9 protein-coding genes are annotated in these 13,369 nt (G+C 70.7%); 6 read left to right on the top strand and 3 right to left on the bottom strand.

The window, feature by feature from the left end:
* Positions 1-728 precede the first annotated feature (728 nt).
* Positions 729-1,154, bottom strand: coding sequence for a DUF6968 family protein (locus WMF45_RS27375; RefSeq protein WP_437707419.1), 426 nt, complete (start codon positions 1,152-1,154; stop codon positions 729-731).
* A 396-nt stretch (positions 1,155-1,550) separates the two neighbouring features.
* Here WMF45_RS27375 and WMF45_RS27370 point away from each other — a divergent pair, with 396 nt between their 5' ends.
* The 3 genes from WMF45_RS27370 to WMF45_RS27360 all read left to right on the top strand — a co-directional run bounded on the left by WMF45_RS27370 (position 1,551) and on the right by WMF45_RS27360 (position 6,219).
* Complete coding sequence (locus WMF45_RS27370) at positions 1,551-1,955, top strand: VOC family protein (RefSeq protein WP_437707418.1); 405 nt, start codon at positions 1,551-1,553, stop codon at positions 1,953-1,955.
* Positions 1,956-2,053: 98 nt separating this feature from the next.
* Entirely contained in the window at positions 2,054-3,721 is a 1,668-nt protein-coding gene (locus tag WMF45_RS27365) for a PAAR-like domain-containing protein (protein WP_437707417.1), read from the top strand.
* On the top strand, positions 3,643-6,219 hold the full coding sequence (locus WMF45_RS27360; protein ID WP_437707416.1) for an RHS repeat-associated core domain-containing protein: 2,577 nt from the start codon (positions 3,643-3,645) through the stop codon (positions 6,217-6,219). Before WMF45_RS27365 ends, WMF45_RS27360 begins: the two co-directional genes overlap by 79 nt.
* A gap of 17 nt (positions 6,220-6,236) precedes the next feature.
* Here the strand turns inward: WMF45_RS27360 and WMF45_RS27355 are convergent, their stop codons facing one another.
* Both WMF45_RS27355 and WMF45_RS27350 read right to left on the bottom strand, forming a co-directional pair.
* Positions 6,237-7,214 (bottom strand): hypothetical protein, encoded by a 978-nt coding sequence (locus WMF45_RS27355; RefSeq protein ID WP_437707415.1) that lies wholly within the window; start codon positions 7,212-7,214, stop codon positions 6,237-6,239.
* A 189-nt stretch (positions 7,215-7,403) separates the two neighbouring features.
* Complete coding sequence (locus WMF45_RS27350) at positions 7,404-9,617, bottom strand: hypothetical protein (RefSeq protein WP_437707414.1); 2,214 nt, start codon at positions 9,615-9,617, stop codon at positions 7,404-7,406.
* 443 nt (positions 9,618-10,060) lie between these two features.
* Between WMF45_RS27350 and WMF45_RS27345 the strand changes: the two genes are divergently transcribed.
* The 3 genes from WMF45_RS27345 to WMF45_RS27335 all read left to right on the top strand — a co-directional run bounded on the left by WMF45_RS27345 (position 10,061) and on the right by WMF45_RS27335 (position 13,360).
* Positions 10,061-11,605: a dockerin gene (locus tag WMF45_RS27345; protein WP_437707413.1), complete on the top strand. Its 1,545-nt coding sequence runs from the start codon at positions 10,061-10,063 to the stop codon at positions 11,603-11,605.
* Between the two features lie 106 nt (positions 11,606-11,711).
* Positions 11,712-12,287: a TetR/AcrR family transcriptional regulator gene (locus WMF45_RS27340; protein WP_437707412.1), complete on the top strand. Its 576-nt coding sequence runs from the start codon at positions 11,712-11,714 to the stop codon at positions 12,285-12,287.
* Positions 12,284-13,360, top strand: coding sequence for an MBL fold metallo-hydrolase (locus tag WMF45_RS27335; RefSeq protein ID WP_437707411.1), 1,077 nt, complete (start codon positions 12,284-12,286; stop codon positions 13,358-13,360). Before WMF45_RS27340 ends, WMF45_RS27335 begins: the two co-directional genes overlap by 4 nt.
* Positions 13,361-13,369 lie beyond the last annotated feature (9 nt).

The following is a 13,369-nucleotide window of genomic DNA, read 5'->3' as shown; positions in this document are numbered from 1 at the left end:
TGACCCCGTCCCGGGGCCAAGTCCCCGCAGACTCCTCTTTACGCTCCGGACGGCGTGGCCCTCGCCGCCGCCCGCCGGTGCCCTCACCGTGCTCCGACCCATCCCGGAGCGACCAGCGCCGCACCCTGTGCCGCCTCGGCCCCGATCTGTGCCAGATCAGGGAGGGCCGACACTGGCTCAACCGCAATGCATTGCGACACACCGGGGTCCGGACCCCTTCGCGGTGCTCCGCAGAGCGTCTCACCGGGGTCAAGTTGTGTCAAATATCGCTGTCCATGTCGATTTTCTGTGCCATCGACCCCCGGATCCGCAGCTTATTGTGCCAGATGGAGGGGTCCGGACCCCTCCGGACCGCAATGAAGAGCGCCTGCCGAGGTGCCGGACCCCTCCGGATCGCAACGCCGAGCGCCTGCGGGGGCGCCATACCGCTCCGGATCGCAACGCGGAGCGGCCGCTGGCCGACCGCCCATCGCCTCGAGCGTTGAGGCCCGACCCAGGTTGAGGCACCGCCACCGCCCCACCGCCCGCTGAGGTTGAGGTTCCGCCGTCTCGGTCAGGTCGAGGCCCTTCGCCACATGTCCGATGCTCCGGTCGCCCGCCTTCACCAGCCGTACCGCCTCCGTCTTGAAATCGGGCGTGACGGCCCTCCGCGTTCTCCGTCCCATCCCTACCTCCTGGTGCCGTCGGGGGTGCGCGCGGAAGCGGGGGAGCACCAGACCGAGCGAGCCTCAAGGCCCGCGCTTCCTCCGTGCGCGCTCCTTGAGAGCCGCAGCCACGATCTCGCCCACGCGCTCCGTTTCATCATCTACGAGCTTTTCTAGTCTGCGCTGAAACCAGAGCCCGAACGGACCATCTATAGGAAGCGGCAGCCCGAGGTCTCCGGGCTCTTGGCCCAGCCATGTGATCGGCAGCCCGCATTTCTCGAGCGCGTGTCGCGCATAACGCATGGCACTTTGGATTGCCTGGACGGCGTCGACCCCTTCGACATACTGGATGTCCGGCTCCAGCCCATCAAGAAGAACAGGGCACGTCCACGAGCCGCTGGGCGAGGCCGGTTGTATTGGTTCGCCGATCTTCAGGACGATCTCGCGACCTGGTTCACCTTCGACGCTATACCGACGAACGGCTATGACCCTGAATTTTCGTCGAGCCACCCACGCAGGGTAGCTAGAATTCGTCGTCGAGGCCCGACCCAGGTTGAGGCACCGCCGCTGCCGCTCACCGGGGTTGAGGTTCCCGATCTCGGCGCCGCCGAGCGGCAACGCTCGCGCGCCGAGCTGGCTCGTCCACCCCGTCGCCTCGCCGAGCGCGCGCGGTCCCGTCGCCTCGCCGAGCGCGCGCGGTGCTCCCCTCGACCACCACGCCGGCGCGTCGACGTCTCGCCGGACGTTGCCAGATCGCGATCGCTTCGCTATCTTCTTCGTCGCCGAAAGAGGTAGGCCGGTTCAGGCGAGCCCCGGCCACTCCCATGACGGGAGCCCATGTCCCCTCCACCACGGAGTGAGGTCCCACGGCACCTGGACGCACGTGCGTCCTCCGTGGAGGCTCCCATGCATCTCAATCACATCGATCTCCAGGTCCCCGACGTCCTCGAAACGGCCGCGTTCTTCGAGCGGCACTTCCAGTTCGAGGTCCACGGCAACCGGCACTCGCCGGCGATCGCCATCCTCACGGGGCCCGGCGACTTCACGCTCGTCCTCCAGCGCCGGCGCGAGGTGGACGGCCCTTACCCGGAGGGCTTCCACGTCGGCTTCATCGTCGGCGACGTGGCCACCGTGTACGACAAGCACGCGGCGATCGTCGCGGCGGGCGTCGACAGCGGCCCCGTGAGCGAGAACGGCCGCGGCGTGATGTTCTATTTCAAGGCGCCCGGCGACATCCTCATCGAGGTGAGCTGCCGGCGCCGCCCGCTCCCCGCGGTGCGCGCCGGCGCAGGAGGCACCGACCCAGGTTGAGGTGCTGCCGGACGCGCCGCAAGGCGCCTCACGTCATGCCCTGACCCGCCTGCGCGGCCATCGCTGCCTGGCACGGCGGCTTCCCTCGCATGTCTTCCATGTGCGACCATCTCACCACCATGGGCAAGGTCACGGCGCTCCACATGGACACCATCACCGAGAAATCCGGTCACCAGATGACCGGCATGGCGGTGAGCGTGTGCCTCACCCCTGCCGCCCCGAGCCCCTTGCCGATCCCCTATCCCACGATGGGCACCGTGGCCGAGGGGATCATCGATCCGTGCATGCGCACCAAGATCGAAGGGGCGAAGATCCTCACCGTGGGCGGCTGCATGAAGGCATGCCACGGCAACGAGCCCGGCACGCTCAAGGAGGTTGTCAGCCTCAACACCGGAGGGCCCTGCTTCCCATGGCTCGGCGCGCCGAACGTCATCATCGAGCTCGGCATGGCCGGCATCACCGGCAGCATGGGGCAGATGAACAAGTCGATCACCGTCGGTGCGGGCGCGACGGCGAGCGGCGCGGGCGGCGGCGCCGGGGGAGGCGGCGGCGGCGGCGGCGGCGGCGCGGGCGGGCCGGGTGGGGGCGGGCCGCAGGGCGCCGGCAACGGGGGTGGAGGCGGCGGCGGGAGCAACCAGGGAGCAGCACCGCCCAGCCCCCCGGCGCCCCCGGGTACGGAGGGGCAGGCCGCCGGTGGCCACCCCGTCGACGTCGTAACAGGCACGCTGTTCACAGAGCCTGTCGTCGACTTCCAGCTTCCGGGCTTCTTATGGGTCACGCTGATCCGACACTACAGGACCTCGTCGGTCGCGTTCGACGCCGGCATAGGGCGTGGATGGTCGCACAGCCTGCTCTGGTACGCAGAGCGCCACGGCGACCACCTCGTGCTCGTCGATGAGACGTTCCGGCGGACCACGCTTGCCCTACCGAGCGCCGAGGAAACGCTGCTGCTCCCCTACGGGCGGCGCCTCTGGCGCGAGCAAGACCGCCTCTTCGTCGATCTGCAGGATGGCATCCTCCGCGTGCTCGCGCCCTCGCCGACGCGCCATCGGTGGGAGCTCGCGGAGCTACGCGATCCGAGCGGGAACGTCGCCGAGGTCCGCTGGCGGGACGGCGCGGTCGTCGAGATCGTCGACTCGGTAGGGCGACGCGCTTGGCTCGAACGCGACGACCGGTTCGTGATCTGGTGGGTCGCTGCGTCGGACGAGCAGGGACGCGTGCACCGCCAACGCCTGGTCACTTACGAGCTCGATGAGCGCGGGGACCTGGTGGGCGCCGTGGATGCTGGTGGGGCCGAGACGCGCTACGAGTACGATGAAGACCATTACCTCGTGCTCGAGGAGCGGCCGGACAAAATTCGCTACCATTTCGTGTACAAGACCGCGTTCGGACAGCGGCGCTGCGTCGAGACATGGGGCGACCTGAAAGGCGAGGACGTGCTCGCGGCGCTCGGCGCGCCGGAGGCAAGCGCGCCAGACCGGCCGAAAGGCATCTTTCACACCCGCTTCGTGTACGGGCCAGGACTCCACGAGACCACGATGGTCGACGCGTGCGGTGGTGTCCATCGCTACTGGGGCAACGAGCTCGGCCTCATCAAGCATTACATCGATCCGTGCGGCTACGCGACGCACTTCACCTACGATGCAGCCGGGCGGGCCGTCTCCTCCATCCAGCCGAACGGACTCCGATGGTCGCGTGCGTACGATGCCACCGGCACGCCGGCACGCCGGCGCGCACGAGCGCCAACGACGCCCGCGCGCACGTGAGCGTCAAGGACGGCGCGCGGATCAGCCGGCTGCCGAACGGGCTGTCCGTGACGGAGTGCACGCGCAACGGGCGCACGCTCGAGCATATCTCGCCCTCGGGCGCCGCCACGCGCGCGTCGTACGACGATCGCGGCAGGAACCGCGCCGTCGACTGGCCAGACGGCTCCACGACCCGCTTTCAATACGATGCCCACGGCAACGTGATCGAGATCGTCGACGCGGTGGGGGCCGTCTGGCAGTACACGTTCGACCTGTTCGGTTTGCCGGTCCGCCTGCGACTCCCGACGGGCGCCACCTTCGATCTGTCCTACGACTCGCGCGGAGACCTCGTCGCGCTCGAGGGGCCCGAGGGGCAGCGCACGAGGTGGACGATCGATGCCGCGCAGCACGTCGTCGACGTCGAGTGGCCAGGCGGCGGCCGCGAGTCGTTCCGCCATATCGCCGGTGCGCTCGTCGAGCGGATGCGGCCGGACGGCACGCGCATCCGCGCCGGATACGACGCCCTGCTCCGGCTGCGCTGGATCGAGAACCCGGCTGGCGAGCGCCACGAGCGACAGTACGACGGCCGCGGGCGGCTCGTCAGCGAGCGGTCGTTCGCGGGCCTGTGGACCCGCTTCGACTACGACGGCGGCGATCGGCCCGTCACGATCTCCCGCCCGGACGGGACGTTCGTGCGCTTCGTCCTCGACCAGCTCGGCCGCGTCGTCGAGCGCCAGCACTCGAGCGGCGAGCGCGCGCGGTTCGAGTACGACACGTTCGGCGAAGTGCGCCGCGCGTCGAACGCCTCCACGTCGGTCCTCTTCGAACGCGACCCGCTCGGCCGCGTGGCGCGGGAGGTACAGGAGTGCGGCGGCCACCGCTTCACGGTGGAGTACACGCACGACCTCCTCGGTCGGATCGTCGCGCGACGCTACTCGACCGGATGGTCGGCCGAGCTGCAGCGCGGCGCTGGCGGCTGGCTCGCCCGCGTCGGGTCGCGCGAGGACGAACGCGGCACGGCGTCGCTCGATCTGTCCCTCGAGCGCGACCACGAGCGCCGCGAGGTCGCGCGCTCGCTCGGGGATCTTCGCCTCACGACCGAGCGCAGCGCCCTCGGGTTCCCGACGCGCGTCTCGCTGCGGCGGGCGGACCAGACCCTGCGCACACGCGCGTACGCGTGGGATCCGCGCGGGCCTGTCGCCCACATCGACGACGATCGCCACGGCGCGCGGAGCTACGTGCTCGATTCGATCGGGCGGCCGCTCTCGGTGCGCGGGCTCGGGGCGAACGAGGCATTCGAGATCGCCCCTCAGGGGACCGCGGTGCCGCGCGGCGCCAGCTGGCAGCTCGGCCCTGGCGGGCGGCCACTCCGCACCACCGCCGCCGAGCTCTCCTGGGACGACCGCGGCCGGCTCGTGCGGAAGGTGACCGGTAGCGCAGCGAGGAGCTGGACGTTCGAGTACGACGCCGAGGACCGGCTCGTCCTCGCGCGATCCGACGCCGGCCACCGCGTGCGCTACGTCTACGATGCCTTCGGACGACGGCTCGCGGAGCTCGGCGACGACGGCCGGAGCACGTTCTTCCTCTGGGACGACGAGGCGCTCGTCGAGGAGGTCGATTCGAGTCATCTGCGCTCGGTAAGGCGTGTCTTCGATGACGACGGCTTCACGCCGCTCGCGGAGCGCACCGTGGAGGGAGAGTGGCGCCTCATCGCCACGGATCTGACCGCGACGCCCTGGCTCTATGCGGCGCCGAGCGGCGAGCTCGCCGACGTCGACCTGTCGGCGTGGGGCCGCGTCGCGCGCTCGAGCGGCGCGATCGGCGCGCTGCGCTTCGCTGGGCACCGCGCCGATCCGCGGACGGGCCTGCATTACAACCGGTTCCGGTACTACGACCCTGACCTCGGCGTCTATCTCACGCCAGACCCGCTCGGCTTTCCGGCCTCGTTTCAGGACATCGGGTTCCTGCCGAACGCGACCTTCCACCTCGACCCGCTCGGGCTCGTCGTCATCATCCAGGGGAGCAACGACAAGGTCATCAACGACTCGGTGGCCATGTACCAGAAGCAGTATCCCGGAGCGACGGTGATCCAGGGACACCAGCTGCCGAGCGCGAACCTCGCCGGTGAGGATCACGTGATCGTGGTTTCCCACGGCGATCCAGGCTCGATCGAGTGGAACGGCAAAAAGAAGAGCATCGGGGGTAGGGAGCTCGGTAAACAGCTCAACGCCGCCGGATTCAACGGCGCGGCGCCTGGCGCCAAGGTCGACGTCGCCTCCTGCAACGGCGCCACCAAGCCGCTCTTCGGGCCGAGCATGGCGCAGGGGGTGGCCGACACGACGCTCGCGCCGACCTCGGGCGCCAAGGCGGACAGCCGTGTCGGCGCGTACCTCGGCTCCGACGCGATCATAGGGAAGATCGTCCCCTCGTATGGCGCGACGATCACCAAACCCGGCCCCCCGGTCCACGAGAAGGTGATCAAGGGCTCATGGACCACGGTGGATCCGCGGCCCTTCTAGGAGCCGCGCTCACCCGCTCACCCAGGCTCCACGGGAACGAACGCCGCGCCCGATTGCAGCCACGCGGCGAAGTACGGCGCTGGTGCGCCGGCGCGTCGCAGCGCGAGCAAGAACGGTCCGTCGCACACGAGCTCGCGCCCACGGCGATGGCGGCTCTTCATGCCGAGGGCGAGCGCCTCGGACACGAGCCGTGCTCCGTGCTCGTCGACGTCGAGCTCCAGCGTCTGAAACGCGGCGACGAGGACGCGATCCCCCGGCACGATGGGCTTGCCGACGAGCTCGTCGAAGGACGCATCGACGCGCAGCGACACGACCGGGACCTGGAAGATGTCGTCGTCCTGCAGCGAGGTCTGCCCCCACAGACGAGCCCACCGGCCAGGCCCACGATCGACCGCGCCGAGCGCGTCGTGCGTCGCCTCCGCGAGCGTCGACCAGCCTCCACGGCGAGCGACGACGACCGACGCGCCGCCGCGGCCGCGGAGCTCGATGACGAAATCACCCGGCGACTCGTAACGGTGTACGGTCGCGGCGCCCGCATAGGCGCTCGCCCCGGCGCCGCCCCAGTGGCCGAAGCACTGCACGCGGCTCCCCAGGAACGAGAGCCCCGCTGAGCGATCGCGGACAAAGGGCCGCTCGAATGCAACCCTGGTCCGCAGCAAGGCGAATGCCACGAGAGCGTGCGCCGGCACGCTCTGCGGCAATAGCCGCGTCTGCGCATCGCCGAACCGGCGAGCCAGCTCGGCACGGATCGCAGCGACCGCCGCATCACCCTCTCCTGCGCAGGCGAATGACTCCGCTGAATCCACGGCGCCGGCGGCGACGGCAGCTGCGCGGCCCAGCGCCCGCGAGAGCTCCGTGGGCTCGACCAGCACGTCCTCGGATCCGAGCTGCCGCTGGAGCTCCGCCCACGCGAGCGCGAACGTCGCACAGTGGATGAGGTCACGGTCGATCGGCAGCGCGTGCTCGAGCGTCGGCGTCACCAGGGGGGCGGTCATGATCTGCTCGTCGTGCACTGTACGTCGATCAGGAGGAAATCGGCACCTGGGATCGCTGACCAGCGGCGCGAGCTTGGGCTCGCGCGCCTCGCCGACGTCGGGCGCGGAGGATCGGAATCGAGGCAGGGAGCTCCCGAGATTTCGAGGGCATTCAGCCGCTTCGGTCCGCTCGTCCCTCGCATCGGGATGCTACCGGCGCCTCTTCGCCAGCGCCGCGCCGAGCTTGGCGAGCTTTTTCTCGTCGGCAAACCAGGAGAGGCATTCGTGGCGCGTCTTGCGTTGCGTTGCGGAAATGCTCTTTCCATTGTCGAGCTTCCCCGCGAGCACCTCGAGCAGGAATGCCTCGGTCGAGGGGTGCCATGCGTAGAAGAGCGGCCAGAGGGACTTCGCCGGTAGGCGCGCCAGGCCATGATGACCTGGCACGGATTGCTCGCGTCGGATGAGCTCGATCAGCGCCGGGGCGAGCTTCGCGCCGTCCGCCCGATCGAGCGGTCTGGCGAGCTTCACCCAGGCCGGCCGCGGCGTGGCGAAGGATGCCCAATCGTTCCGGAAGAGCTGCTGGTAGGCGGCGAGCGCCGCGACCACCGCCTCCACCGGCGCGCCGGTGTGGACCGTCGCGTCGAAGACGTCGCGCAGCGGGTCGAGCTCGTCGAGCTTGGCCTCGAGACGCCGCCTCAAGCGGCTCCACGCGTCGTCGCCGAGCGCGGAGAGGACCTGCTCCTCGTCGATCGCCTCGGCGCCGCCGAGCGCTCGCAGGAACGCGAAGAAGGCCGCGCGCTCGGCCTTCTCATGGCGGGGCAAGATATCGAATGCGATCTCGTGCGCGTCGTCGAGGACGCTCTCCAGACGGTCGGCGTCGCGCCGGTCGGCGAAGCGATCGAGGAGCGGTCGGGCCCGCTGCGCGAGTTCGAGCCGATCGGGCAGCTTCACGCCGTCCTCCTCGCCGAGCTTCCACAGGGCCGCCGAGTGATCGACGATGGCCTTGACCAGGGCGAAGGCGATCGGGATCGACGTGCCGCGCTCGCGTGCGTCGGGGACCACCCGCCAGGGCTGTGCGCACCAGACGGCGGCCGCTCGGCTGCGTTCGTCGTCGCCACGCTCGCTCGCGAGGAACCACTCTGGGTCGAAATGCTCCGGGATCGCGCCGCCATTCTCCTTGCCTGCACGCTCGAGGCGCCGGATGTCCTCCCCGTGGAGGTCGCCTTGCCAGGAGAGCCCGGCGGCGGTAGCGAGCGTCCGCGCCCGGCGATAATCGTCGAGCGCGCCGGCGGTATCTCCGGCTCCTTCGCGGACCAAGGCCCGCGCGGCGAAGATGCGCGCCTCGAAGCCGCGATCCGTGACCCCTTGGCCCGCGCGGGCGCGCGCCTCGTCACCTCGAGCGCGCTCGTCGACGAGGGCGACCGCCTCCTCGGCGAGCACGCGCGCCCTCGGGAGGAGCGACGAACGCTCTGTCTCGGAGATGGCCTTGGCTTTCTTGGTCTTCGGGCGGTCGCGGCAGGGGTCTTCCCCGCCCGCGAGCTTCCCGAGGGATCGCGCCACCCGCGCGAGCCCCTTCGCCTTTCGATCCTGCCGGTCGCCCCGATGAAAGAAGCCGAGCGAGAGTCCTTGCGCCGGGTCGTCGATCGGCTCGGCCGCGCGCCAGTCTTCCGCGGCGGCGCGTTCGTCGCCCCGGTAGAGCCGGCACTCCCAGCGGGCGCGGAGCAGCTCTGCGCTGGCGATCCCCGCGTCGAGCGCCGCTGATAGCCACGGCTCGGCCTCGGCGTAGGCGCTGCGCTCGAACAGCTTGTACCCGAGCATCTCGGCGATCCCCACCGCTGTCTCGAAGACGGCGCCGTCCCCTTCTTTCAGCCACCCCTCGAGCGCAGGCTGGATGCTCTTCATGAACGTGAGGTGATTGTCGTTCGAGAGGTGCTTCGTTGTGGCTCGATAATGCTTGGCCACGAAGAGCCGCTCGCGAGGATCGCTGCTCCCGGCGTGAGGCGCGAGCGCCTTCAGGTGGCCGCCGAGCGAGGAGGCCGAGCTGGTCCGCTGATCGAGCTCCGGCAGCTTCGCGAGCACCTCCTCCCGGAGCCCGTTTGGCACGGCGCGCTCGAGCTCCAGCCAATAGCCGGAGTCGACGTCAAGGACGTGCCGGAGGAGGAGGACCGCCTCTTCGTGCGCATCGTCATCGAGCCCGAGGGCGATCCGGCCCACCGCCGGCAGCGCCGCCTGCTGGAGGTTCTGCCAGTTCTTCCATTGCGTCGAGAAGCTGAGGGGATAAGGGGTGAGCGTCGGCAGCAGGCAGCGGAGGCCGTGCCCCTCGCTCGCGCGGGCCTCGGCCCAGAGCCGCCCGGCGAGGAGGTAGAGGGCGGAGCCCCGCTGGCGGATGAGGGTCGTCCCGCCCTCGCCTGCCTGGAGGGCCACTTCGATCGACGTCCCGACGAGCCTCGCAGTGAACGGGGGGACTTCGCGCGTTCCTTGGAGGAAATTCGATGAAAAGAGCGCGAAAAACTCCGCGAGGGCGTCGTGCAACGCTGCATTGGCCTGCATCGGGAGCGACCGTAGCATGTGCTCGGCGATGGGTACGCGGGCGGCGAGCCGATGGAGGGGCCCGGGTGAGACCGACCCTGGTCGAGGTTGCGAGGCTCCGGCGTGATGAGGCCCGTGAGACCCGACCGAGGTTGCCCCCCGAGCTCGACGCCCAGGCGGAGCTCCCGACCGAGGTTGCGGTCTCCAGCAACTGAATCGGTTCAGTTTTTCTGCGCCTCCGTGGTATGGCCGGTCCTGGTTTCCACCACGCGGCCTGACGATCGACGCTCCGGGCCGCGCGATCACCCGGCCCGCTCGTGCAGCGGCAAGGAGCCAGCATGCGACAATCATCGTTCTTGAGCCTCGGTTCGTCAGGCACTCTCGCTCTCCTCCTCGCGGCGTTCGGATGCGACTCGTCGGACGGGTCGTCCTCTGGCGCCGGCGCTCAGGGCGCCGGCGGTCAGGGCGCGACGAGCAGCGCGAGCGGCTCCGGCGGCTCCGGCGGTCACGGCGCGACGGGCAGCGCGAGCGGCTCCGGCGGCGCGGCGGGCACCGGCGGCGGCGGCGAAGGGGGCGGCGGTGCGGCAGGCACCGGCGGCGCTGGCGGCGCTGGCGAAGGGGGTGGCGGCGCGCCGCCCGCGCCGCTCTGGGACTGGACCGGCATCGTCGGCACGGGACAGAGCCTCTCGGTCGGCGCGGAGGGCACGCCGCCCCGCACCACGACGCAGCGCTTTCACAACCTGAAGCTGTCCCTCGGGAACGCGAGCGTGCCCCCCTTCGATGCGGCCAGCACGGCCCTCTCCCTGGTGCCGCTCGTCGAGCCGATCCGCGGGTTCGCGACGACCTACCCCAGCGCTTACCCGAAGAACATCTATGGCGAGACGCCGCACACGGCCATGGCCGACCAGGTCTCGTCCCTCGCGGAGGCATCCGCCCGCGGCGACCACGTCACGGTGCACACCGTCGTCGGCGAGAGCGGGCAGCCGATGAGCGTCCTCCGGAAGGGCGCCACCCAGACGGCCTCGGGCGACACGTCGATGGGCCGCGCCTACGCGGCGACGCTGTTCGAGGCGGAGGCCATCGCGCGCCTCGCCAGGGGTGCCGGCAAGACGTACGGCGTCGGCGCCATCGTGATCACGCACGGCGAGGCCGACGCCGGCAGCGCGACCTACGGGGATGAACTGGTCAAGCTGTGGTCCGACTACAACCAGGATCTCCTCCGGATCACCGGCCAGTCGCGGAGCATTCCCCTGCTCGTGTCCCAGCAGAACTCGGTGCACACCGACGCCGGCACGCGGTCGACGTCGACGCAGGCGCAGTGGCGCGTGGGCGTGGATCACCCGGGCGATATCGTCTGCTCGGGTCCGAAGTACCAGTATCCGTATGCGAACGATCACATCCACCTGAACGCGAACGGCTACCAGCAGCTCGGCGAGAAATTCGGCCAGATCTACTTCGAGAAGGTCGTCCTCGGGAAGGACTGGCAGCCGCTCCAGCCGACGCGCGTCGAGCGCAGCGGCGACGTCGTCACCGTGCACTTCCATGTCCCGGTGCCGCCGCTCGCCTGGGACAGCGCGCTGCCGTCTCCCCACCAGACCGCGTTCACGGAGTGGGCGCAGGGCCGCGGCTTCGAGCTCTGGAGCGGCAACACCCGGATCCCGATCAGCGGCGTCGAGATCTCCGGCGGTTCGGTGCAGATCACCGCGCGGAACCTCCCCGCGTCCGGCGTGATGGTCGGCTATGCGATGACGACCGACGGCACGTCGATGACGGGCGGCACGATCCGCTGGGGCCAGCTGCGCGACTCCGATCCGTTCGTCGGCTCGACGACGGGCAAGGCCCAGCCGAACTACAGCGTGGCGTTCGAGATGAACGTGCCCTGACGGGCGACTCCGGCGCGGCGTTCCGATCGGAGAGCCTGCGGGCGGCGGTCCGCAGGCGCCTCTCCGCGCGCTTGACAAGACAGACCTGTCTGTCTAGAAGAGCGTCGTGCGGGACGCCAGGCGCCACATCCTCGAGGTCGCGGAGCGCCTCTTCTACGCCGAGGGGTATCGCGCCGTCGGCGTCGACCGTTTGATCGCCGAGGCGGACGTCGCCAAGGCCACCTTCTACCGCCACTTCCCGACGAAGGACGACCTGCTCGTGGCGGTGCTGGACGCGCGCGACGCGCGCTTCCGCGAGTGGCTGGCCGGGCGCGTCGAGGCGGCAGCGGACGATCCGCGGGACCGGCCGCTCGCCGTCTTCGACGCGCTCGCCGAGCTGTTCGCCGCGGACGACTTTCGCGGCTGCGCGTTCCTCAACACGATGGTCGAGGTCGCGAGCCGGAGCCACCCCGCGCACCAGGCCGCGCAGCGCCACAAGCTGCGGCTCATCGACTATTTCGAGCGGCTCTTGCGCGAGGCCGGCGTGCCTTCGGCCAGCGCGCTGGCGCCGCAGATCCTGCTGCTGATCGACGGCGCGATCGTGACCGCCGTCCGCGAGGGGGGACCGGGCGCCGCCGCGCGCGCGCGGTCCCTCGCCGAGAACCTCATTGCAACAGCGCGGCCAGGAAGGCGACGACGATGAACCGCATCACGGGTGTCCCGAGCAGGTGGAATGGACGTGCCGAGCAGCTCCCGCAGCCCGCCGGGGCCGAGCCCGGCGCAGGCGCGCCCTCGATGGGTCGCCCGCGCAGGCCACGGGCGCCCGTGGGCGCGGTGGTCGCCGCGCTGCTCGCGCTCTCCCTGGCGGCCTGTGCATCGCCGGACCGCGGCGGAGCCAGCGCGCCGCCGGCCGGCGCGGCCGCCGCGACCGCGCCGCCGGCCGGCGAAGCCGCCGCGGCCGAGGCCTCGAGCGGGCGCCTCCAGTGGCGCGGCGGCCCGACGGCGATCCTCGAGCGCGACGGCCTCCGGCTGCTCACCGATCCCGTCCTTGGCCCGCGCGGCCCGGCGGCGTTCGCGTTCCCAAAGCACCCGTCGACAGGCGTCGAGAACGCGCCGGTCGCCCGCTATACCGATCCTCCGGCGGAGCCGATTGGGCACCTCGACGTCATCCTCCTCAGCCATAACCACGCTGACCATTTCGACGTGGTCGCGAAGGAGACGCTCCCGAAGGACGTCACCTTCGTCCTCCCTCCCGACGCGGTCGAGGCGGCGCGCGCCGCCGGATTCACGAAGCTGACGCCGCTCGATTGGGACCAGGAGACCGTCCTCCCGACCCGCGCCGGCCACCTGCGGATCCTCGCCGTCCCGGCGAACCACACCCACGATGCTGCGCTCGACGCGACGCTCGGCAAGGGCAACGGGTATGTGCTCCGCTGGGAGGGCGCGACGCCCTATTCGATCTACTGGACCGGCGATTCGGTCTTCGGCGAGCCGATGCGCGCGGTGGCGGCTCGCTTTGCGCCCATCGATCTCTGGCTGCCGCACCTCGGCGCGGTCGGCGTCGACGGCGCGCGCGGCCTCCGCACGATGGACGCGGAGGAGGCGGTCGCCGCCGCCGCGCTGCTCCGCGCCCGCCACGTGATCCCCATCCACCACACAACGTTCGCCCATTACCGCGAGCCCGTGACGGCGTTCACCCAGCGCGCCGTCTCGAAGAACCTGCCCGCGCAGATCCACGTCCCGACGGACGGCGCGTGGATGCCCCTGCCGCGCTGAGCCTGCCAC

Source organism: Sorangium sp. So ce448, assembly GCF_051520915.1.
In the GTDB taxonomy this organism is placed as follows: domain Bacteria; phylum Myxococcota_A; class Polyangia; order Polyangiales; family Polyangiaceae; genus Sorangium; species Sorangium cellulosum_B.
Note: the sequence above shows the minus strand (reverse complement) of the source record. Positions and strands in the feature narration are given on the sequence as shown.

Excerpts from the sequence above, each read along its gene's own strand:
- WMF45_RS27355 (WP_437707415.1), bottom strand. The coding sequence starts at position 7,214 with ATGACCGCCCCCCTGGTGACGCCGACGCTCGAGCACGCGCTGCCGATC.
- WMF45_RS27335 (WP_437707411.1), top strand. The coding sequence starts at position 12,284 with ATGAACCGCATCACGGGTGTCCCGAGCAGGTGGAATGGACGTGCCGAG.
- WMF45_RS27345 (WP_437707413.1), top strand. The coding sequence starts at position 10,061 with ATGCGACAATCATCGTTCTTGAGCCTCGGTTCGTCAGGCACTCTCGCT.
- WMF45_RS27365 (WP_437707417.1), top strand. The coding sequence starts at position 2,054 with ATGTGCGACCATCTCACCACCATGGGCAAGGTCACGGCGCTCCACATG.
- WMF45_RS27370 (WP_437707418.1), top strand. The coding sequence starts at position 1,551 with ATGCATCTCAATCACATCGATCTCCAGGTCCCCGACGTCCTCGAAACG.
- WMF45_RS27360 (WP_437707416.1), top strand. The coding sequence starts at position 3,643 with ATGGTCGCGTGCGTACGATGCCACCGGCACGCCGGCACGCCGGCGCGC.